This window comes from Geodermatophilus sp. SYSU D01186 (assembly GCF_054050215.1).
Window position 1 is genome coordinate 88,658 of the sequence record NZ_JBJGYW010000014.1, and the last position, 21,326, is coordinate 109,983.

Annotated in this window: 17 protein-coding genes; 6 read left to right on the forward strand and 11 right to left on the reverse strand. The window is 74.1% G+C overall.

The window, feature by feature from the left end:
- The first annotated feature begins 7 nt into the window (after positions 1 to 7).
- The 3 genes from ACI784_RS12385 to ACI784_RS12395 all read left to right on the forward strand — a co-directional run bounded on the left by ACI784_RS12385 (position 8) and on the right by ACI784_RS12395 (position 2,019).
- Positions 8 to 766 carry a hypothetical protein gene (locus ACI784_RS12385; protein ID WP_456925264.1) on the forward strand — a complete coding sequence of 253 codons (759 nt, stop codon included), beginning with the start codon at positions 8 to 10 and terminating at the stop codon, positions 764 to 766.
- Between the two features lie 21 nt (positions 767 to 787).
- Positions 788 to 1,279 (forward strand): hypothetical protein, encoded by a 492-nt coding sequence (locus ACI784_RS12390; protein WP_457013683.1) that lies wholly within the window; start codon positions 788 to 790, stop codon positions 1,277 to 1,279.
- A gap of 101 nt (positions 1,280 to 1,380) precedes the next feature.
- Positions 1,381 to 2,019 carry a TMEM175 family protein gene (locus tag ACI784_RS12395; RefSeq protein WP_456925266.1) on the forward strand — a complete coding sequence of 213 codons (639 nt, stop codon included), beginning with the start codon at positions 1,381 to 1,383 and terminating at the stop codon, positions 2,017 to 2,019.
- On the opposite strand, the gene ACI784_RS12400 is transcribed toward ACI784_RS12395, so the two are convergent.
- From ACI784_RS12400 to ACI784_RS12415, 4 genes are all read right to left on the reverse strand, one after another.
- Positions 1,938 to 3,179 carry a cation:proton antiporter gene (locus ACI784_RS12400; protein ID WP_457013684.1) on the reverse strand — a complete coding sequence of 414 codons (1,242 nt, stop codon included), beginning with the start codon at positions 3,177 to 3,179 and terminating at the stop codon, positions 1,938 to 1,940. The two genes, ACI784_RS12395 and ACI784_RS12400, sit on opposite strands and share 82 nt — an antisense overlap.
- 15 nt (positions 3,180 to 3,194) lie before the next feature.
- On the reverse strand, positions 3,195 to 3,635 hold the full coding sequence (locus ACI784_RS12405) for an NAD(P)H-dependent oxidoreductase (RefSeq protein ID WP_457013685.1): 441 nt from the start codon (positions 3,633 to 3,635) through the stop codon (positions 3,195 to 3,197).
- A gap of 15 nt (positions 3,636 to 3,650) precedes the next feature.
- Positions 3,651 to 3,827, reverse strand: coding sequence for a hypothetical protein (locus ACI784_RS12410; protein WP_456925269.1), 177 nt, complete (start codon positions 3,825 to 3,827; stop codon positions 3,651 to 3,653).
- Between the two features lie 66 nt (positions 3,828 to 3,893).
- The gene (locus tag ACI784_RS12415; protein ID WP_457013686.1) at positions 3,894 to 4,763 is read right to left on the reverse strand and encodes a tryptophan 2,3-dioxygenase; all 870 of its coding nucleotides are present in this window, start codon (positions 4,761 to 4,763) and stop codon (positions 3,894 to 3,896) included.
- Between the two features lie 57 nt (positions 4,764 to 4,820).
- Between ACI784_RS12415 and ACI784_RS12420 the strand changes: the two genes are divergently transcribed.
- Positions 4,821 to 5,210 (forward strand): hypothetical protein, encoded by a 390-nt coding sequence (locus tag ACI784_RS12420; RefSeq protein ID WP_456925271.1) that lies wholly within the window; start codon positions 4,821 to 4,823, stop codon positions 5,208 to 5,210.
- Positions 5,207 to 5,404 carry a DUF6186 family protein gene (locus ACI784_RS12425; RefSeq protein WP_457013687.1) on the forward strand — a complete coding sequence of 66 codons (198 nt, stop codon included), beginning with the start codon at positions 5,207 to 5,209 and terminating at the stop codon, positions 5,402 to 5,404. The genes ACI784_RS12420 and ACI784_RS12425 overlap by 4 nt, the downstream gene beginning before the upstream one ends.
- Before the next feature lie 154 nt (positions 5,405 to 5,558).
- Here the strand turns inward: ACI784_RS12425 and ACI784_RS12430 are convergent, their stop codons facing one another.
- The 7 genes from ACI784_RS12430 to ACI784_RS12460 form a co-directional block, all read right to left on the reverse strand.
- A complete protein-coding gene (locus tag ACI784_RS12430) occupies positions 5,559 to 6,569 on the reverse strand; it encodes a PDR/VanB family oxidoreductase (protein ID WP_457013688.1) in 1,011 nt (336 codons plus the stop codon).
- Positions 6,570 to 6,572: 3 nt separating this feature from the next.
- On the reverse strand, positions 6,573 to 7,817 hold the full coding sequence (locus ACI784_RS12435; protein ID WP_456925274.1) for an aromatic ring-hydroxylating dioxygenase subunit alpha: 1,245 nt from the start codon (positions 7,815 to 7,817) through the stop codon (positions 6,573 to 6,575).
- 22 nt (positions 7,818 to 7,839) lie between these two features.
- Positions 7,840 to 9,333 (reverse strand): MFS transporter, encoded by a 1,494-nt coding sequence (locus tag ACI784_RS12440; protein WP_456925275.1) that lies wholly within the window; start codon positions 9,331 to 9,333, stop codon positions 7,840 to 7,842.
- Between the two features lie 29 nt (positions 9,334 to 9,362).
- The gene (locus tag ACI784_RS12445; protein ID WP_457013689.1) at positions 9,363 to 11,330 is read right to left on the reverse strand and encodes a 3-oxoacyl-ACP synthase III family protein; all 1,968 of its coding nucleotides are present in this window, start codon (positions 11,328 to 11,330) and stop codon (positions 9,363 to 9,365) included.
- Positions 11,331 to 11,365: 35 nt separating this feature from the next.
- Positions 11,366 to 16,888 (reverse strand): ATP-binding protein, encoded by a 5,523-nt coding sequence (locus ACI784_RS12450; protein ID WP_457013690.1) that lies wholly within the window; start codon positions 16,886 to 16,888, stop codon positions 11,366 to 11,368.
- A gap of 48 nt (positions 16,889 to 16,936) precedes the next feature.
- Entirely contained in the window at positions 16,937 to 17,752 is an 816-nt protein-coding gene (gene fabG, locus ACI784_RS12455) for a 3-oxoacyl-ACP reductase FabG (protein WP_457013691.1), read from the reverse strand.
- 382 nt (positions 17,753 to 18,134) lie between these two features.
- Positions 18,135 to 19,337, reverse strand: a complete 1,203-nt coding sequence (locus tag ACI784_RS12460; protein WP_456925279.1) for a low temperature requirement protein A — start codon at positions 19,335 to 19,337, stop codon at positions 18,135 to 18,137.
- 147 nt (positions 19,338 to 19,484) lie between these two features.
- Here ACI784_RS12460 and ACI784_RS12465 point away from each other — a divergent pair, with 147 nt between their 5' ends.
- Positions 19,485 to 21,326, forward strand: a complete 1,842-nt coding sequence (locus ACI784_RS12465; RefSeq protein WP_456925280.1) for a hypothetical protein — start codon at positions 19,485 to 19,487, stop codon at positions 21,324 to 21,326.

Genomic DNA, 21,326 nt, shown 5'->3' on the forward strand with positions numbered 1-21,326 from the left:
TGGCGCTGTGGGCATCGAGCTGGAGCTCCTCCCGGCGCTGACCGGCCGGCGGATCGTCGTCGCCTGGATGCTCGGCGCGTTCCTGGTGACGTTCCTGGCCACGCGGTTCGTCACCCGCGCCATCCGCACCGGCCGGGGCCCCTTCCGGGACGCCAGCGTCGGCGGCGTCCACCTGCACCACGAGGTGTACGGGATCTTCCTGCTGCTCGGCACCGGCCTCGTCGAGCTGACCTACCGGCCCGCCGGTGCCTGGCAGAACGTGCTCGCCGTCCTGTTCGGGGTCGGCGCGGCGCTCACCCTCGACGAGTTCGCCCTGTGGCTGCACCTGGAGGACGTCTACTGGTCGCACGAGGGTCGCAGCTCGATCGACGCCGTCCTCTTGGCGGTCGTGGTGGGCGTGCTGCTGCTGATCGGCGCCAACCCGTTCGACGCCCAGCAGCTCCCCGGGGACGTGCCGCTCGCGCTGACGGTCGCGGTCAACCTGGCCTTCGCCCTCGTCGCGATCCTCAAGGGGCGGGCGGTGCTGGGCGTGGTGGGGGTGTTCGTGCCGCTCGTGGCGGCGGTCGGCGCGTTCCGGCTGGCCCGGCCGCACTCGTTCTGGGGACGCCGGTGGTACCCGGCCGGCTCGGTCCGGCGGCAGCGGTCGGAGGCCCGCTTCCCGCCCGGGCGGCGGACCCGCTGGGACGCGCTGGTGGACCTGTTCGCCGACGTGCCGCACACGGCGCGGCCCGGGGCCGTGGTCGGCGCGCCGCACCCGGAGGGGTGAGGCACCTGAGAGGACGGCGCGGTGGACACCGCCATCCCTGACGCCTGGCACGACTTCGCCGTGGCCACCGTCGGTGCCTGTGCCGCGCTGGCCGGCCTGATCTTCGTGGCCGTCTCCATCAACCTGGCCCGCATCCTGGAGTTCCGCGACCTGCCGGGGCGGGCCGCGCGCACCCTCGCGCTGCTCATGGCGCTCCTGATCGCCGGCGTGCTGGTCCTCGTCCCCCAGCCGGTCCGCGCCCTGGCCGTCGAGCTGGCGGCGATCGGCGTGCTGCTGGCCGCCACCGCGCTGCCGCCCCTGCTGCGCGGCCAGCCGGACCGCACCACCCCGCGGTACCGGGTGCTCGTGCCCGCGGCGACGGTGCTCCTGCCGGCCGCCGCGCTCGTCACCTGCGCGGCGTCCCTGCTGGCCGGTGCCGGCGGCGACCTGTGGTGGCTGGCCGCGGCCATGGTCCTCGGCATGGGCGGGGCGACGACGAACGCGTGGGTGCTGCTCGTCGAGATCCACCGGTGAGGCCCGCGGCGCACGGACCCGCTCGCACCCCGTGGCGACCGGCGGGCGCCGGCGCCGGAGGGGGGTGCTGCCGGGAGCCCGGCGGCGGATCGTCTCCCCGCATGAGACCGGACTCCACCCGGCCCCGGACCGTGCCGACCGAGCGGGGGCTCGACCGCCTGGTCACCTTCCTCGACGCCGTCGTGGCGATCGCCATCACCCTGCTGGTGCTGCCGCTGGTCGACGTCCTGGCCGACGCGGAGCTGGACGACGATCTCGCCGACGTCCTCGCCGCGGACGCCGCCCAGTTCGGCGCGTTCCTGCTCAGCTTCCTGGTCATCGCCCGGCTGTGGATGGTCCACCACCGGATCGTCGAGCAGGTCGCCGCCTACGACCACGCATTCGTCCTGGTCAACTTCGCCTGGCTGCTGACGATCGTCGTCCTGCCGTTCACCACCCAGGTGGTCGCCGTCTACGGCAATGACCGGCCGGCCGTGGCGCTGTACATCGGCACCATGACGGTCAGCTCCGCGATGCTCACCGCGCTGACCCTCCTCGTCCGCGGCCGACCCGGCCTGCGGCGCGCGGGGGTCCAGCCGGAGCACCCCGCACCGGCGCTGGTCACCACGGGCACCTTCGTCGTCGCGTTCGTCCTCGGGGTGCTCGTCCCGGCGGTCAACTACCTCGCTCTCCTCCTGCTGTTCGCCACCGGGCCGCTGGAGCGGCGCCTGTTCCCCCGCGGGGCCGGGACGGCGGGCTGACCCTCCGGCTGCTCGGGGCCGAGGGCCACGGCCAGCGCGGGGAACAGCAGCACGGTGAGCACGCCGGCCCCCACGAGCGCGGCCGCGTTCTGGGGCAGCATCGTCCCGTTGCGCAGCCCGATCTCGGCCAGCGCGACCAGCACCGGCAGCGCGGTCGCCGTCACCAGCGCCGTCTGCCCGCGCTGCCGCCACGGCAGCACGCCGCGGTAGACCACCAGCGCCGGCAGCCCGCGGACGGCGAACATGAGGACGAAGAAGAGCACGACCCGCAGCGGCGCCTCCGCGATCGAGTGCAGGTCCAGGCTCATGCCCGAGTACACGAAGAAGACCGGGATGAAGAACCCGTAGCCGACGGCGTCGAGCTTGGACTCCAGGACCGGCGAGCCCTCGCCCGCCCACCGCCGCAGGACGACGCCGGCGAGGAAGGCCCCCAGCACGGCGTCGAGGTGGAACTGGTCGGTGACCGCGATCAGCGTGATCAGCAGCAGCATCGTGGCGCGCAGCGTGATCTGGGCGGTCTCGTGCTGCCCCAGCAGGACCACCGTGGCCAGCCGCCCGCCGTCGCGCACCGCCCGGCGGCCCAGCCCGAGCAGCACCGCCAGCACCGCGACCGCCCCCATCGACGCCAGCGCGGTGAAGCGGTTCTGGGAGCCCAGGAACAGGGCGATCGCCAGCACCGGGAACAGCTCGCCCACCCCGCCCGCCGCCAGCAGGTACCGCCCGAGCCGCCCGGAGAGCAGCCGGTTCTCGCGGAGCACCGGCAGCAGCGTGCCGAGCGCGGTGGTGGTCAGGGCCAGCGCCACCGGCACGAACGCGCGGACCAGGCCCGCCGCGGCCAGCAGCGCCACCACGCCCAGGGCGAGGACCAGCGAGACCAGCCAGGCGACGACGGCCCGGCGCCCGGCGTCCTCCCGGAACAACCGCAGGTCCACCTCGTAGCCGGCCAGGAGGAAGACGAAGCCGAGGCCGACGTCGGCGAGCACCCGGACGCCGCCCGGTGAGCTCAGGCCCAGCACCTGCGGTCCGATGAGGATGCCGCCGACCAGCAGCAGCACGACCTGCGGCACGGGCAGGCGGGGCAGCAGCCCGACCACCAGCGGGGCCAGCAGCGACACCGCGAGGACGGCCACGAGCGCGTCGACCACGAGGACGCCGTCCACCCGGACCTCCCGTCGTCAGATGCTGACCGCGACGGTCGCCGCCAGCTCCCGGCAGGCCTCCAGGTCCGCCGGGCCGGGCGCGCCCACCAGGCTCAGCGGCGCGGCCACCTGCTTCCAGCGCAGCGCACCGGTGATCCGCGCGATGCTGGCCAGCGCGCCGGCGGTGTCGTCGTTGCCGTGCACGTACACGCCGTACGGCAGGCCCACCGTGGCGTCCAGGCACGGGTAGTAGACGGAGTCGAAGAAGTGCTTGAGCGCCCCGGACATGTAGCCGATGTTGGCGGGGGTCCCGAGCACGACGCCGTCGGCGGCGAGCAAGTCCGCGGCGCCGGCCGACAGCGCCGGGCGCACGACCAGCTCCACCCCCTCCACCAGCGCGACGCCCTCACGCACGGCCTCGAGCACCGCCTGGAGGGTCGGTGAGGGCGTGTGGTGGACGACGAGCAGCTGGGGCACCGGCGGGCCGGCCGGTCACCGCGACCGGAAGTCGTGCGCCTCGTCGTAGTTGTAGTCGCCGCCGTCCTCAGCGGGGCCGGCCGAGGGCGGTGGCCCCGGGTGCGGAGGCGGCGGCGCCGCTGCGGCGCCCGCGTCGTCGTGGGCCAGGTCGTAGCCGTAGTCACCGGCCGGGTCCGTGGGGTCCTGGGTCATCGCGGCCTCCTCGCGCTGGACGGCGCCGCCATGCTCGTCCCCTCCGACCGGCCGGGACAAGCCCGTTCAGGTGCCGATCTCGGTGCGGACGGCGTACAGCTCGGGGAAGAAGGTGAGGTCCAGCGCGCGGCGCAGGAACGCCACGCCCGAGGAACCGCCGGTGCCGGTCTTGCCGCCGATCGTGCGCTGCACCGTGCGCAGGTGCCGGAACCGCCAGAACTGCACGTTGTCCTCGATGTCGACGAGGCTCTCGCACGCCTCGTACACGTCCCACGGCGCGGCGGGGTCCTCGTAGACCGTGCGGAACACCGGCACCAGCTCCGGCCGGAAGGTCCACGGCTCCCGCACGTCCCGGGTCAGCACCTCCTGGGGGACGGCGAAGCCGCGGCGGGCCAGCAGGCGGAGGAACTCGTCGTAGAGGGTGGGCTCCTCCAGCAGGCCGGCGAGGGCCGCGCGGGCGCCGGGGTCGGCGTCGAAGACCGCGAGGACGCCGGCGTTCTTGTTGCCGAGGATGAACTCGACGGCCCGGTACTGGGCGGACTGGAAGCCCGACGCGGCGCCGAGGACCCCGCGGAACTGGGCGTACTCCCGCGGGGTCAGGGTGGCCAGCACCGACCACTGCTCGGTGAGCGTGCGCTGGATGTTCTTGACCCGGGCCAGGCACTTCAGCGCCGGCGCCGGCTCGTCGTCGGCCAGGTGGCGGCGGGCGGCCCGCAGCTCGTGCAGCACCAGCTTGAACCACAGCTCGCTGGTCTGGTGCTGGACGATGAACAGCAGCTCGTCGTGGTGCTCCGGCTCGCTGCGCGGGTGCTGCGCGCTGAGCAGCCGGTCCAGGTCGAGGTAGCCGGCGTAGCTGGAGCCGCCGGGCAGCCCGGTGCGGATGGAGCTCTCCATCGGCCGGACCGAGCGGTCCGGGCCCTCCTCCGGCGATGCCATCCGCCCAACGTAGCTCCGGCCGGTCGGCGGCGTCCCGGGAGGCGCGATCATGCACAGGTGGCGCCTGTCCCCGCCGCTCGCCGGCTGACGCTGGCGGCACTGTCCGGCACCTGCGTGGTCACGGTCGCGGTCGCCGGTGAGCTGTCCGTGGGCGCGCTCGTGGCCGTGGCCGGAGCCGGCCTCGTCGTGTCGGGGGTGGCGCTCCTCCGCCGGGCCGGCGGGGCCGCGCCCCCCGTCGGCCGGCGCGGGCTGCCCTGGCTGGTCTGGCTGGCGGCGGCCGGCGCGTGGGAGCTGGCGGCGCTGGCCGACGGCGGCCTGCCCACGCTCAGCGACCTCGCGGACCCCGTGCTGGCCCACCCGCTCGTGCGGGCCGCCGCGACGGCGTGCTGGCTGGCGGCCGGTGCGTGGCTCGCCGCCCGCCCGCGCGTCGCCCGGCGGTCCCGGTGAGCGCCGGCGCGGTCGGCCCCGCGGGCTTCCTCGTCCTCCTGCTCGCCGCGCTCGCGCTGCAGTCCGCGGCCCGGCGCGGCGTCGGCCCGGCACCCGTCGGGCGGGCGGTCGCAGCCGCCATGCGGACGACGCCCGGCCGGCTGGCGGTCCTCGCCGTCTGGCTGTGGCTGGGGGTGCACTTCCTGGCCCGCTGACCCGCGCCGGCCGCTCGCGGCGGCTCCTGCGGTGTTCCGCCCGCCTCTGCGGCCCTGCACCACCGCAGGAACGGCGAGAACACCGCAGAACCGGCGGCGACGACCGGCCGGCGGCGACGCCTGCGCCGGTCAGGACGGGGCCCGCCCGCGCCGGTCAGGGAACGTCGATGGTGACCGCGGCCGGTTGCCCGTCGGCGCCGGCCAGCCCACCGGTGCGGGCGCTGACCACCCGCGAGACGCAGCACTGCAGCCGGTCACCGGCCTGGTGCTGGGCGTCGCTCAGGAAGACGTCGCGGTGGTCGATGACCCCCTCGACACCGAGCACCTTGACCTGGCACAGGCCGCACTCGCCCCGTCGGCAGTCGAACATCATGTCCGCGCCGCAGGCCTCCAGCGCCTCGAGCATCGACACGTCGTGCGGCACGAGCGTCTCCAGGCCCAGCCGCGGGATGCGCACCGTGAACGCCTCGGGGGCGAACCGGCCGCTGCTGCCGAAGGTCTCGAACCGCAGGTCCGCCGGGCGCCGTCCGGCCGCGGCCCAGGCCGCCTTGATCGCGTCGAGCATCGGGGTGGGGCCACAGACGTAGAGCTCCCCGCCGTCGGGCACCCCGGCCACGAGCTCACCGACGTCGAGCCCCGTGCCCTCGTCGTCCACCCGCAGGTCCATCCGGTCGCCGTGCTCGGCCACCAGCTCGTCGGCGAAGGCCATGAGCGCCCGGGACCGGGCGCCGTAGACGAACCGGTAGTCCGCGCCGCGCTCCTTCAGCGCCTTCCCCATCGCGACCAGGGCGGTGATGCCGATGCCGCCGGCGGCCAGCACGTAGGCGGGCTTGCCGTAGCTGAGCGGGAAGTTCTGCAGCGGCTGCGTGATCGACACCTCCTGGCCGCGGCGCAGCGCGTGGACGTACGCCGACCCGCCGCGGCTCTGCCGGGCCAGCTGGACGCCGAGCACGATCTCGGTGCCGTAGGCCCCCATCCCGACGACGGAGTACGAGCGGACGTCGGCCCGGCCGTTGACGTAGACGCCGATGTCGATGTGGCTGCCCGGCGGGGCCGGTGCCTCCAGGTGCTCGGGTTCGAGCACCACCTGGCGCACGTGCTGGGCGACCTCGCAGACGTCGAGCACGCGGGCCCGCCGCCACTTCTTGGTGCTGGTGGCCGCCATCTCCTACAGCCCGCGGCCCATGAGACCGACGGTCGGCTGCTGCCGGTGCCCGGCGATGCCCCCGGCGACCTCGGCGGCCAGCCCCGTGCCCTCCTCGTGGCCGGCGGCGTTGGCCGCGGCGGTGACCGCGCCCATCGCCACCGCGGCGTCCCCGGAGGTCTCGGCCGGCGGGACGGCGTCGGACCCCAGCTCGGCGTCGATCATGCGCTGCACGATCCGGCGGGTCCACATGCTGCCGGCGTCGATGTTGAGGTTGTAGAAGTCGTAGCCGGGGTTGGCCTCGATGCCCCGTTGCTGGGCCTCGAGCATCACCTCGTCCTCGAAGAAGACCCCGGAGACGCCCTCGCGCAGCCGGGTGGTGATGACCTGCTTGTCCAGACACCAGTCGCGGGCGAAGGCCCACAGGTAGAAGCAGGTGCGGTCGGTCTCCGGGGTCATCGTGTTGATGACCGTGCCGGTGACGCCCTGGCTGCGGTCGCCCTCGGGCGCGCCGGTGCCGGCCTTGGCCACCCCGACGTCGATGGCCACGGTGGACGGCGCCGTGTAGTGGATGATCTGCCACCGGTCGACCGGGCCCTCGTAGTCGGGGAAGCGGTCCTGCAGGTTGCGCTTCCAGAACGGCGGCGGGTCGATGCCGAGCATCCACTTGGTCACCGTCACCGTCCGCTCGTCGTGGGTGACCTCGAAGTCGGACTCCGACAGCGAGTCGTGGCCGATGCTCGAACCGTGCACGAACTGCTCGTGCGTGAGGTCCATGAGGTTGTCGACGATCAGCTGGTAGCTGCAGTTGACGTGGATGGTCTTGCCGTCCCCGGCCCAGTCGGGGTGCTCGTTGACGTGGAGGTCCGGGATGAGGGCCGGGTCGGCCAGCGCGGGGTCCCCCGGCCACACCCACACGTACCGGTGCCGCTCGACCACCGGGTAGGAGTGCACGGTGGCGCTCGGGTTGATCGTCTCCTGCGCCGGCATGAACGTGGCGCGGCCGTCGGCGTCGTAGCAGATGCCGTGGTAGCCGCACATGACCTCGTCGTCCCCGCGCAGCTTGCCCATCGACAGGGGGGCCAGCCGGTGCCAGCAGGCGTCGGCGAGCGCGACCGGGCGGCCGGCGGCGGTGCGGTAGAAGACGACCGGCCGGTTGGCGACGGTCTTGGGCAGCAGGTTGCGGCCCACCTCGTGGTCCCACGCCGCGGCGTACCAGGCGTTGGACGGGAAGCTGCGGAAGGCGGCGTGCGCGACGGGCTGCGACATGGGGTTTCCTCCGGGGTGGGGCTCAGGCGGGGACGGGGTCCTCGTGGTGGGCCGGGGCCTCCCTCACCAGCGCGTAGAGGAAGAAGGAGACGATCATGATCCCGGCGGCGACGTAGACGCCGGTCGCCCAGCTGCCGGTCGCGTCGCGCAGGATCCCGCTGACCACCGGGCTGAGCACGGCGCCGATCTCCGAGACCAGGTTGAGCATCCCGAAGGCCGAGCCGCGTTCCCCCGCGGGCACCAGGTCGCCGGTCATGCCCTGCACGATCGGCTGCAGGGCGTTGAAGAAGACGCCGGAGGAGAACAGCAGCAGGCCGAGCAGCAGCAGCGACGGCTCCCGGCCGCCGGAGATGCTCCAGCCGAAGACCAGCACGAGCAGGGAGTAGACGCCGGTGCAGACCAGGGCCAGCGGTTTGCGCCCGCGGCCGGTGCGCACCGCGCGGTCGGCCAGCCACCCACCGACCGGGAAGCCGAGGATGCCGGCGCCGGCGTTGAACGCCGCGGTGAGGGCCGCCGCGATCAGGCTGCTCTGGGCCGCCTCCCGGACGATCTGCACCGACCAGAAGCTGAAGAACCACAGGTTCCACAGGATCGCGATGTAGGCGACGTAGATCAGCCACAGGTTGCGGTTGAGCAGCGCCGGACCGCGCCCGGACCGCTTGACGCCCCTGACGATCACCGCGATGTACACCAGCGCGATGACCGAGGCGATCGTCGCGGTCAGCCACTCCGGCCACTCGAGGCTCTCGGCGAGCAGGAACAGCGCGACGATCACGACGAACGTGGGCAGGGAGAACAGCGCCAGCTGCGCGAACGGCGCCCCCAGCCGCATCGGGCCGCCGAGCCGGGCGCGGAAGAACGTGTAGGCGACGGTGACGACGACCAGCGTCGCGGCGGCGAAGACGAAGAACGGCATCCGCCAGGCGCCGTCCCCCATGCCGAGGGCGCCGCCCCAGTCGATGAGCACCGGGGTGAGGACGATGCCCAGGGTCAGGCCGATCGACAGGCCGGTGATGACCACGCCCAGGCCGAGGGTCCGCTGGGCCACCGGCGTGTGGTTGATGATCAGCGTGCGGTCGTTGGAGTAGAAGACGCCCTCGCCCAGACCGGTCAGCACGCGCGCGGCGACGAAGGCGACCAGGCCGGTCACCAGGCCGGAGACGACGGTGAGCACGCCCGCCGCCAGCAGGGAGACGACGATCATCTCCCGGTGGCCGTACCGGTCCCCCAGCCGGCCGCCGGGGTACTGGGTGAGCATGTAGCCCAGGAAGAACATCGAGCCGACCAGGCCGCCGACGGTCGCGGGGTTGCTCGCGTCGCCGATGAACCCGGACTCGGTCTCGATCATCCAGGCGATCACCGGTCCGGTGACCGTCCGGTCGGCGTAGCTCACCACCCAGCCGAGCAGCAGCACCGCCCACAGCGCCCGGTACGGCACCACGGGGTGCCCGTCGCGGTGGTCCTCCAGCAGCCGCTCGTTGTCCGCGGTGTCCCCTTCGGGGGTGCTGTGCGCCACGGCTCCTCCTCCGCTCGGAGTGCTGCGGGTCAGCCGAAGGCGACCCCGACGTCGTCGGAGGGCTTGGGCAGCTCCCCCGGCTCAGGCTCGGTGGCCGCCGCGGCCGGCTGCTGCGCCGCCTCCGGTGCCGAGGCCGACTGCACCGCCACCACGGCGGGGTCGACCCGCATCACCGCGTAGCCCGCCACGGCGCCGGCGCCGAACCCGGGGGCGAAGATGCGCACCGGCCCGGTCAGGACGCCGTCGCGCACCGCGTCGTGGATGGCCAGCGGGATGCTCGCCGAGGAGGTGTTGCCGACCTGCTCGATGTTGAAGTAGAGCTGGTCGGCGGTCAGCCCGGCGCGCTCGGCCAGCTGGATGACCATCGTCTTGTTGGCCTGGTGCGGCACGATCAGGTCGACGCTCTCCATGAGGGAGCCGGCCCGGCCGTCGGGGTCGGGCAGCGCGGAGAGCTCCTCGATCATCTGCGCGAGGTACCGGCCGGCCAGCGCCTTCACCTGCGGCCCGAACACGGTGATGTTGTTGTCGAACTCCGGGTTGGGCCACAGGATCGAGTTCACCTCGCTGGCCGGCCCGCTGGCGTAGGTCTTCATGACCAGCAGGTCGGGGTCGGCGCCCTCCGGAGCCGGGCCGACCACCAGCCCGGCCGCGCCGTCCCCGAAGATCATCCGCGAGGTGCGGACGTTGCCGATCTTGTCGGAGAACTTCTCCACGCAGACGACGAGCACCGGCCGCTCGACCTCCTGCAGCAGCCGGGTCGCGTCGGCCAGGCCGTAGGGCATGCCGGCGCACGCGGCGATGAGGTCGTAGGCGGCGGCGACCTGGTACATGCCGAGCTGGCCGCACAGGTAGGTGGCCAGCGACGGGATCAGCCGCGAGCTGGTGCAGGTGCAGACCAGCACCGCGCCGATCTCCTCGGGCTCGCGGCCGGCCTTGGCCAGCGCCGCCTCGGCGGCCTGCAGCGCGAGCTCCTCCACCGTCACCGAGCTGTACCGGCGCTGCTCGATGCCGGTCTTCTGGCTGATCTCCTCGGCGCTCATGGGCGACCAGTTGTAGGCGGTGTTGCGGATCAGGTCGTCGTTGCGGCACACCTGGTCGCCGTGCACCGCGGCCAGCGACTCCAGCCGCGGCATGACCCGGAAGTCGCGGCGGACGTCGATCTCGCGGTACGGCCGCGCCGGCTGCCGGGACTCCCGCGGCTGCGGCGCCGGCCGGCTCTGCGCGCCGTCCTCGAGCCGGCGGAGGAAGTCGCGCACCGCCTTGTCGCGGGGGGTGAAGACCACGACGTAGTCGTCGTCGGACAGCTGGCTCGCCTCGGCCAGCTCCACCTGGGTGCGGTCCCACGGGTACTGGTTGTGCAGCACCATCGCCCAGCGGTGCAGCGCCTCGAGCTCGGGCACATCCTCGTCGCAGTCGAGGATGTCGCGGTAGCCGTAGACCGGGTAGTCGGGGTCGTAGCTGGGCAGCCGGAAGGTGAGGCTGCCGGGCTTCTCCAGGAACTCGGCCACGGTCGGCTTGATCGCCGGCAGCGTGGTGGCGTGGTGCTTGCGGTTGCCGAAGACGTCGAACAGGACCCCGAAGATGCGGTCCTCGACCTCGGCGTCCCACTGCGCCGGCAGGGTCGCGTACGCCTCCTGCACCGCGGCGACCTTGGTCTCCCCCTCCTCCCACGGCTCGACGACCGGGAGGAAGACGTCCGGCCGGTTCCGAGGGACGTCGGCCCAGCGGGTGGGCCGCTTCTCGTACATGGTGATGGAGAACCGGTTGGCCCAGAACAGGTTGAGGGCGAGGTCGCGCATGAGCGCGTACCGCGTCGCGTAGCCGCCGGTCCGGACCTTGTCGAGGATGTCGGTGCCGCTGGGCGCCTTGGTCTCGAAGTCCCGGCGGATGACGCTGTCGAGCTGCTCCAGGGTCTCCACCGTGGAGAAGTCCAGCTCCGGGACGATGTTGGACGGGAACACCATGCGGCCGTGCCGGTTCAGGACGAACGCGTTCATGCCAGTTCTCCTCGGGGCTACGGGGACGGCGGGGGCTACGGGGACGGCGGGGTGGCGGTGCGGGCCATCCCCCGCTCCACCGCGTCGATCAGGCGCGGGCGGAGCTCGGCGGCGGGGATGATCGCGTGCACGGAGCCCATCTGCTGGGCGCGCTCGATGTTGTGGATCGCCTCGAACTCGGCGGCCACCTCACCGAGCTTCTCGGAGCGGACGGCGGTGCGCAGCTCGGCCATCTGCACCCGCAGGTGCGCGGCCTCGACGCCGTCGGCGGCCGCGATGGCGGCCTCCAGCTCCTGGATGCGGGGGTCCTTCGCGGTGCGCTGGTCGACGTCCCGGGTGAAGACGACGGCGGCGGCCGGCGCCCCGCCGAGGACCGACGCGTAGGAGCCCTCGACGGCGAGGACCTCCATGTTGTCGTTGAGGACGCCGGAGAAGACGACGAAGGCGCCGCCGTGGTACCGGGAGACCACGCAGAAGACGATCGGCCCGTCGAAGTTCGTGATGGCCCGGCCGATCTCCGCGCCGTACTCCAGCTGCAGGTTGCGCAGCGACTCCGGGGAGCCGTCGAAGCCGGACAGGTTGGCCAGCACCACCAGCGGCCGGGTGCCGCTGGTGGCGTTGATCGCCCGGGCGGTCTTCTTCGACGACCGCGGGAACAGGGTGCCCGCCGTCCACTGGTCCGGCCCGTCGGCCGGGTAGCTGCCCCGCCGCGGGACCGGCCGGGACTCGATGCCCAGCAGGGTCACCGGGTGGCCGCCCAGGTGCGCGTCGTAGACGACGGAGGTGTCGGCGTCGGCCATGCCGGCCCAGCGCTCCAGCGTCGGGTGGTCGGCGTCGGCCACCGCGCGCATGACCGTGCGGATGTCGAAGGCCTTCTTGCGGTCGGGGTTGGTCTCCGGGGAGAAGATGTCGCCGACCCGGGTGAAGTCGCTGGCCGGGTGGGTGTGCGGGAAGTCGCGCACGTCGCGGTTCCGCGGATCGGTGGTGCGGCCCGGGCGGGGCCACCGCTCCCCCGGCGCCCGGTAGGTGTGCTCGTAGTGCTGGGTGAGCAGCTGGCAGGCGGCCGTGAGGTTGGGCGCCCAGTACTGCGCCTGCCCGTTGGGCCCCATCACGCGGTCGTAGCCGCCGATGCCGAAGTTGTCCTCCGCCGACACCCCGCCGGAGTAGTCGAGGGAGTGCTTGCCGGTGAGCACCATCGCGCTGTCCGGCGTCATGACCAGGATGCCCTTGGTGTGCATGAGCATCGTGGCCTCGGCGTTCCAGTAGGGCTGGGCGCCGACGTTGATCCCGGCGACGACGACGTTGATCTCGCCGCCGGCCTGGGTGAACTCGATGATGCGGCGCAGCGCCCGGGAGACCCAGTCCATGTTCTCGGTGCCGCTGTCCATCGAGATGCGGGCACCGGAGGACAGCGCGAACCACTCGACCGGGATGCCGCGCTCCTCGGCCAGGTCCAGCGCCGCCACGACGCGGGCGCACTCGGGCTCGGAGACGGTGCCCAGCTGCTTGGTCGGGTCGCCGAACAGGGCCACCCGGGTGACGCCCTCGGGGTAGCGCTCGGTGGGGGTGGTGACGACGCCGCAGACCAGCCCGGCGCGGTTGCGCCCCGGTGGCCGCTGGACCGGCACCAGCCGGCCGCGGTCGTCGAGGTCGTGCTCGACGAAGCTGCCGTCGGGCCCGGCCAGGTACGGGGCCAGCTCGTAGGGGTAGACCGCGCCGCGGGCGCGCGAGCGCAGCACCTTGTCGGTGTACTCGTCCAGCGGCCGCATCGGCTCGGTGGGCCGGTCGGTCATGTTCATGACCACGCCGGTCCCCGGCCGGTAGGAGAAGCGCAGCGCCACCTCGCGCGGCGGGCGGCCGGCCTCCTCCTGGAGCCGGGCCAGCAGCACGATCTCGTCGAGCCCGGCCCCCACCGTCTGCGGCGCCGTGGTGCGGGCGATGCTGGCCAGCTCGGCCAGGGGCAGCTCGATCGACGGCCAGGCGTAGAGGAAGACCCGGTTGTGCTCCAGCGGCCGGCGCGACCGGCGGCGCGACTGGGAGCGCCGCAGCCCGTCGAGGCAGGAGGTCAGCAGCCGCTCCACGGTCGGGAACCCGACGATGTCCCCGCCGGCGTCCCGGACCGGCGTCAGGTCGCGCACCTCGGCCATGGCGATCAGCCGCTCGTCGCCCGGGTTGTCCTTCGCCCAGATGTGGAAGATGTAGGTGTCCTCCGGGGAGGGCAGCCGCTCGCCGTCGAAGTTCTTCAGCCGCCACAGGTTCAGCCGCTGCGCGGTCAGCGGGTGCAGGCCGCGGATGATCCGCTCCTCGGCCAGCCCGCCGCCGTCGACGTCCCCGGGCGCCGGTCGGAAGGTGATCGCCTCGACGTCGCCGTCGGGGGTGCAGACGCTCACCGTCACGCGGCGGCCGGCCCGCAGCGCCGCGCTCCCGATGAGCTGCTCGCGCAGGCGCGCGGACACCTCGTCGCCGTCGGCGGGCCGGTCGGGCCAGGAGAGGTAGAGGTCGACGACCAGGCCGGCCGGGTCGGCGACGCCGGCGAGCACCGGCTCGAGGGAGGCCAGCGCCGCGGGCAGGCCGCCGTCCTCGACCATGAGCGCGACCAGGTGCAGCCGGGAGCCGGCCAGCTCGTAGTCGGCGGTGACGCAGGACCGCCCGTCGAGCAGCGTGGTGCGGACGTCCTGGAGGGCGCGGCTGCGGTAGTAGCGCCGGGTGAGCACCTCCAGCACCGGGTCCGGGACGGTCGTCTCCCGCTCGAACCGCTGCGCCAGCAGGGTGATCAGCGGTTCGGGGCTGGCGACCAGCGCCTCCATGCGGTCCACGCCGGTGCGCGGGTCGCCCCGCTCGGCGGCCTCGTCGAGCTCGGTGAGCAGCCGCCGCGCGTCGTCCAGCACCTGCTGGCGGGCGGCGACGACGACCCGCTCCTCGAAGTGCCGGTAGCGGACGGCGCGGGCGAGGTCGCCCACCGACGGGTAGCGCAGCTGGGTGGCGACGACGAGCCGGTCGAGCACCTCGCCCACCTGCGCGCGCACCGGGTCGGCGGGCAGGTCGGCGGCGGTGAGCCAGCGGTCCAGCAGCGCGAGGACGGCGGGCAGCTGGTCGGCGACGCGCTGCTGGCCGAGGAAGACGCGGTGCACCGCCTCCTGCAGCGCCGGCACCGGCTCGAGGTCCTCCACCCCGTAGTGCCGCAGCGCCCGGGACAGGCGGTCGCGGAAGCTGTCCGGGAGGCCCTCCCGCTCGACGTCCAGCGAGTGCAGGTAGGAGTGGAAGTACTCGCGCGGGCTGTGGACCTGCTGGTCGGCCTCCTCCTCCTCGCTGGCCGGCCGGTTGCGCGAGAGCTCCGCGAGGTCGGCGAAGGTGGTGAGGACGGCGAGCTCGGCCTGCACGAGCTCGGGGTCGTCCACCGGCAGCTCGCCGCGGACGCGGCCGTACTCGGCGACCAGTGCCTTGGCGTGGGCGGCGTCGACGTCGTAGCCGGTGATCAGCGCCTGCATGCCGGCCAGCAGCGCCCGCGCACGCTCGCGGGCGTCGGCGGAGGTCTCGGTCACCTCGCCGCCGGGCAGCTCCACCCGGTCGCCGGTCGCCTCGGCGGCGTCCCCGCCGGCGCGCTCCAGGCTCACCAGCGCGGCGCCGGCGTCGACCTGCGCGTTCACCGCGGCGAGCACCTCGCGGACCCGGCCCGCGAAGGGCGCGCGCACCGCGGTCTCCATCTTCATGCTCTCGAGGACGACGATCGCCTGGCCGGCCTCGACCTCCTCGCCGGGGCGGGCGCGGACGGCGACGACCACGGCGGGGGCCGGGGCCCGCACGGTGCCACCGGCGTCCCGGCTCACCCGGTGGGCGACGCCGTCGACCTCGACCAGGTGGGAGCCGGGGGCGGTCACCGCGACGATGGCGTGGCGCCGGCCGCCGACGGCCAGCCGGCTCTCCAGCGGGCTGAGCCGGTCCAGCTCGACGTCGACCGAGCGGCCGTCGAGCTCCACCCGGTAGCGGTCGGGGCCGGTGCGGGCGACGGTGAGCCGGTAGACCTGCCCGCGGTAGCCGAGGTCCATGGGGCGGCCCACCCCGTGCGGGGCGCGTGGCCGTCCACCTCGCGCCGAGGCCAGGAACGCCGTGCGCTCCCAGGCCTCCTCGGCGTCGGAGACGTCGATGGCCACCTGGACGAGGGCGATCCACGCCGACGCCGCGTCGGGGACGCCGCCGCCGGTGCCCTCACGGTCCAGCCAGCCGGTGTCCGCGGTGCCGGAGACCACCTCGGGCCGGTCGAGGAGGTCCAGCAGGAAGGACTTGGTCGTGGTGCCGCCGCGCAGCACGACGGTGGTCTCGCGCAGGGCGCAGCGCAGCCGGGCGAGCGCCTCGGGGCGGTCCCGGCCCCAGGCGATGACCTTGGCGACCATCGAGTCGTAGGCCGGCGGGATGACGTCGCCGACGCTCATCCCGGTGTCCACGCGGACCCCGGGGCCGGTGGGCAGCCGCATGAGCTCGACGCGGCCGGGCGCCGGGGCGAACCCGGCCTCGGCGTCCTCGGCGTTGAGCCGGGCCTCGATGGCGTGCCCGTTCGCCGGGGGCGGGTCGCCCTCCAGGCGGCCGCCGGCGGCGACGTGCAGCTGCAGCTTGACGATGTCCAGCCCGGTGACCTCCTCGGTCACCGGGTGCTCGACCTGCAGGCGGGTGTTGACCTCCAGGAAGGTGAACAGCCGCTCGTCGGGCTGGTACAGGAACTCCACGGTGCCCGCGCCGACGTAGCCGGCGGCCTTGACCAGGGCGATCGCCGAGCCGCGCAGGGCGGCGTCCTGCTCGTCGCTGAGCGCCGGGGAGCTGGACTCCTCGAGCACCTTCTGGTTGCGCCGCTGCACGGAGCAGTCGCGGACCCCGGGTGCCCACACCGTGCCGTGCTGGTCGGCGATGACCTGGACCTCGACGTGCCGGCCGCCCTCGACCAGCCGCTCCATGAACACGACCGGGTCGCCGAAGGTGCGCTGCGCCTCGGCCTGCGTGCGGGTCAGCGCCTCCTCGAGCTCGGCCTCGCTGCGCACCACGCGGATGCCGCGGCCGCCGCCGCCGCTGCGGGCCTTGACGATCAGCGGGTAGCCGATGGTCTCGGCGTGCCGGCGGCCCTCGTCGACGGTCTCGACCGGGCCGCCGCTCCACGGCGCCACGGGGACGCCGGCCTTCTCCGCCAGCGCCTTCGCCTCGATCTTGGCGCCGAGCAGCCGCATCGACTCCGGCGTCGGCCCGATGAAGGTGACCCCGAGGTCGGCGCACAGCTCCGCGAAGGCCGGGTCCTCGGCGACGAAGCCCCAGCCCACCCAGGCCGCGTCGGCGCCGCTGGCGCGCAGCGCGCGGGCCAGCTCGGCGTGGTCGAGGTACGGGTTGCCCGCGCCGGTCTCCCGGAGCAGGACGGCCTCGTCGGCGGCGCGGACGAACGTGGCCCGCCGCTCGGCCTCGGTGTGCAGGGCGATGACGCGGGTCCGCGACCCGTGCTCGGCATCGAGCTCGCGGACGGCGCGGATGAGCCGCATGGCGGGCTCGCCCCGGTTGACGACGGCGATGCGGCTGAACACCCTGCACCCCTCCCGGTTCGGATCGGTCGGCTCGTCCCTCCCGACCTGTTACATGTCCAGGCCGCCGTTGACACCCCAGGTCTGCCCGGTGATGTAGGAGGAGGCGTCGGCGGCGAGGAAGTGCACGACGCGGGCGATCTCCTCGGGGCGGCCCAGCCGGCCGAGCGGGATCTTCGCCTTGAGCCCGTCGAGCACCTTCTCGGGGACGGTGTCGAGCATCTCGGTGGCGATGTAGCCCGGCGTGACGGCGTTGACGGTGATGCCGGGGCCGTCGGTGATGCCCTTGCGCTGCAGCTGCATGGCGGTCTCGAGGGCGAGGGTCTTGGTGAGACCGAGCAGGCCCGCCTTCGCCGACGCGTAGTTCGCCTGGCCGATGCCGCCGGTCTCACCGATGACCGACGAGATCATCACGATGCGGCCGCTGCCGCGCTCGAGCATGTGGGTCAGCGCGGCCTGGGAGAGGTAGAACGCGCCCGACAGGTTGACGTCGATGACCCGGCGCCAGTCGTCGGCGGTCATCTTCAGCGCCGTCTTGTCGGCGGTGATGCCGGCGTTGTTGACCAGGATGTCGAGCCTGCCGTGCTGCTCGATGACCTCGCCGATGGTGCGCTTGCAGTCCTCGGCGGACCCGATGTCGCCGCGGTGGACCGTGGCGTGGCTGGTGGGGAACGTGGCGCCGAAGTCGCTGGCGAAGGCCTCGGCAGCCTGGGTGTTGCCGCTGTAGCCGGCGGCGATGTCCGCGCCCTGGGAGGCCAGGCTGCGGCAGATGGCCGCACCGATGCCCCGGGTGCCGCCGGTCACGAAGGCGACCTTGCCGAGGAGCTTGTCGCCGGCTCGCGTCCGACTTTCCTGCGTGGCTGTCACGGAGACCTCCTCGGCCGGGGGCATGCCCAGTCGTTCCTGGCCGGAGACGGTCCGCGACTGCGGGCCGTGGGCTCCGGCACCGGTACGTCGGCAGCCTCTCGCTCCCGCCCGGTGCCGTCAAACCGGGGTGTGACGTGGGTCTCACCCAGTGGACGGCCGTCCCGGTGGGCGGCGGGAGATCCCGCCGCGGTCGCCGGACACTCGGCCGCCGTGCGCTCGATGACCCCGGCTACGTCGCGACGTCGGCGCGAGGCCGCTCGGTGCCGCGCGGCATGCTCCCCGACGGCCTCTGCCCGGCGGTGTCCTTCCTCTGCTCCCGCAGCAGTGGCTTCATCACCGGGCAGTCGGTGGTCGCCGACGGCTGGGTCACGTTCCTCTGAGCTCAGGCCGGTGAGACCGGGAGCCGGCCGGTCGCCCGCTCCACCGTCCCGACCGCCACCACCGCGACCAGCAGGGCGGCCAGTCCGCCGACCACGGCCACCGCGGGCAGGTCCAGGAGCGCGTCGAGGCCCGCGACGACGGCGGCGGCCAGCGGCCACCACCAGCCGCGGCGGGTGCGGCGCGACATCCCGGCGTCGGTGACGGTGATCGACAGCAGGTAGACCACGACGCCGCCGGCGAGCAGCAGGCGGGTGCCCGGCGGGACGTCGCCCTGCCCGCTCTGCACGACCGCGAGCTCGAGGCCCGCGCCGACCGTGGCCAGCGCGAGGGTGAGGGGCAGCTGGGCGAAGACGTACACGTCGTGGGAGTGGTCGCTGGGGACCTCGCCGACCTCGTCGAGCAGGCGTTTCGCGCGGGCGCCGGCGAGGTCGAACCAGCTCCACCACAGCGCGGCCGCCAGCACGAAGCCGAGCAGCGCCACCGGCAGCGCGGACGACGACCACTGCGCGTCGGTCAGCCCGTGGGCGATCGCGGCGACCGACTCGCCCAGCACCAGGATCACGAACAGGGCGAACCGCTCGGGCAGGTGCTCGACGTGCAGGGGGACGTCGGCCGAGGAGCGGGTGGCCAGCAGCGGCACCAGCGCCTCGGCCAGCAGGGCGGCGGCCCACAGCCCGTAGGCCGCCGGCCGCGGCACCAGCAGCGAGACCGCCCACAGCGCGGCGCCCACCGCCGCCCCGGCCATGTACAGCCGGACGACCGGACGCGCCTCGGCCACGTGCCGGTACGCCCGCCAGTACTGCAGCAGCAGCGTCGCCCGCAGCAGCAGCTGGCAGCCCACGAAGACGGCGAACCACTCCCCCGTCGCGCCGGTGGCCGACGCGGCCAGCCCGACGACGGCGGCCATGCTGGCCAGCTTCAGCAGCCGGTAGACGACGTCGTCGTGGTCGAACCGGTTCGCGTAGAGGGTCGCGCTGACCCACGCCCACCACACGGTGGTGAACAGGCCGGCGAACAGCAGCTCCCCGTGCCAGGTCACGTCCTCCCGGAGCGCGATCGCGAGCTCCGCCACGACCAGGACGAAGGCGAGGTCGAAGAACAGCTCCAGGCGCGAGGCGGTGCGGCCCTCGCCGGTGCGCAGCTCCGGCCGGCGCACCGCACCCGACCCGGTCAGCGCGCGCCGCACGCCCTCGAGCGGCCCCATCCGGATCAGGCCCCGCGCCCGCGACGGGGCCCACTGGTCACGACGCGTGGCTACCCACACGAACCCGCTGCGCATGCGCCGGCCGGGCGGTCGTGCTCTCCTCGACCCGAGCACCGCAGGCCGGGTGGACGGTGAGAGGTCGAGCGCATGACCGTCGGGGACGCCGAGGACCTCGGGGTGGCCGCCCCGTCCGAGCCGCGCGTGCAGAGGCCGGTCGTCCGCTTCCCCTGGGACGCCCTGGGGCCGCACCACCACCGGTTCGCCTCGACACGGGAGGTGCAGGACTACAACGTCGCCCTGTGCCGCCACTGCGGTCTGCGCATCCTCCACCTCTGGCTGAACAGCCGGGACTGGGTCCGCCGCAGGACGGAGGCGGTGACCTTCATCGACGGCCGCACTGTCCGGCGCCAGGTCACCGTCGACTTCATCCTGCCGCCCTACACACCGAGCCTGGAGCTCGCCGGGAGGGTGCTCGACACGGTCCCGATGGCACTGCTGCAGAAGCGGAGCCTGGTGAAGTTCGACCTCCGCGACCACGCCGGCACCGCGCTGTCCCTGCTCGGTCTCCGCCAGCAGCAGACACTGACCGCGGCGGCGCTCAAGGGCCTGGCGGCGTCGATCGGGGACGGCCACCCCGAGGCCGACCTCCCCCCGCCCGTCGACCGGCTGGTGGACCGGTTGGTCTTCGGTGACCGGCCGCAGGTCCACCAGGCCATGCGCGACCTCCTGCACGACCCCGGGTACCGGGCCCTCCGCGACGACGCCCTGTTCCTGATGACCTGCGAGCGGCTGCTCGACAGCTGGGTCATGTGCCTGCTCCTGCAGCGGGAGGACCTCACCCGGCGGATCGTCAAGTTCGGGTACGACGAGCCGCTGGACCTGCGCTACGAGGCGGGGACGACGGGGCTGCGCGCCCACCCGGACCTGGGCCGGCCGACCGCCTACAGCCTGCGGCCCGCCGACAACCGCACACGCCTGTCCCGCCTGCGGGCAGGTCTGGGCGTGGACCCGGTGCGGATCCGCTTCCCCGTCTACGCCGCCGAGAGCGCCCAGAGCTTCCACCTGGAGGTCACGGCCCCGCCCGGAGCGGTGATCCGGGCCGGGCAGGCCCTCGCCTCCAGGCCGACCGACCCTCCCGAGGAGGTGTCCACCGCCGGTCCCCCGGGCTCCGCCACGGAGGTGCTGGGCCGGGGTGCCGGGGACCTGCCCTTCGACCAGGTCTCGGGGATGCACCCGACGGTCGACCTGCACCTGACCGACGTCCCCTCGGGCGCCTTCTCTCACGCGCAGGTGGAGTTGCGCGCGGAGGTGAGCGGCTGGCTGCTGTCCATGACCATCGCGTGCTGGGTGAACAGCCTCATGCTGCTCGTGCTGACGCTCACCCGGTGGGGCGACGGGGGCACCGACGCCGAGCTGGCGGTGACCCTGCTGGTCGTCTTCATCAGCTTCGGCAGCACCGTCGCCGCCCAGCAGGACGCCCACCCCATGCTCAGCCGCCTGCTCGGCTTCGCCAAGGGACTGGCGGGGATCTCGACGCTGGCCGCACTCGTCGGGGCCGGCATCGTCGCCCTCGCGCCCGACCTCGACCACTGGCTGGTGCTGCCGGCTGCGGTCAGCACCCTGGTCGCCGGGGCGCTGACCCTGGCGGCGGTGCGGTCGCGACCATCGGCGCCCGGCGTGACGTCCCCGTGGGACTTCACCCCGCTGACCAGGGGTCGGCACGAACCCCAGGCCCCTGACTACCTGCCGCTGGAGCTGCTCTCCGACGACCGGCCGGCGGACGACGCGGCCGCCCGCCGGCAGCTCCGCTTCGACCAGCCGGCGGTCGTCGTCGCCACGGCCGAGAGCGAACGGCACCGGAGCCGCTGGTCGCCCGGGATCGACGAGCAGCTGCGGGAACGGCTCGAGACCGCGCTGCTCCGCATCGACGGGCGGGCCGGCACGGACGCCCCCCGCACCGACCCGGGCGACGGCGCCCCGCAGCCCTGA

Excerpts from the sequence above, each read along its gene's own strand:
- ACI784_RS12395 (WP_456925266.1), top strand. The coding sequence starts at position 1,381 with ATGAGACCGGACTCCACCCGGCCCCGGACCGTGCCGACCGAGCGGGGG.
- ACI784_RS12410 (WP_456925269.1), bottom strand. The coding sequence starts at position 3,827 with ATGACCCAGGACCCCACGGACCCGGCCGGTGACTACGGCTACGACCTG.
- ACI784_RS12415 (WP_457013686.1), bottom strand. The coding sequence starts at position 4,763 with ATGGCATCGCCGGAGGAGGGCCCGGACCGCTCGGTCCGGCCGATGGAG.
- ACI784_RS12430 (WP_457013688.1), bottom strand. The coding sequence starts at position 6,569 with ATGGCGGCCACCAGCACCAAGAAGTGGCGGCGGGCCCGCGTGCTCGAC.
- ACI784_RS12435 (WP_456925274.1), bottom strand. The coding sequence starts at position 7,817 with ATGTCGCAGCCCGTCGCGCACGCCGCCTTCCGCAGCTTCCCGTCCAAC.
- ACI784_RS12445 (WP_457013689.1), bottom strand. The coding sequence starts at position 11,330 with ATGAACGCGTTCGTCCTGAACCGGCACGGCCGCATGGTGTTCCCGTCC.
- ACI784_RS12460 (WP_456925279.1), bottom strand. The coding sequence starts at position 19,337 with ATGGGGCCGCTCGAGGGCGTGCGGCGCGCGCTGACCGGGTCGGGTGCG.
- ACI784_RS12465 (WP_456925280.1), top strand. The coding sequence starts at position 19,485 with ATGACCGTCGGGGACGCCGAGGACCTCGGGGTGGCCGCCCCGTCCGAG.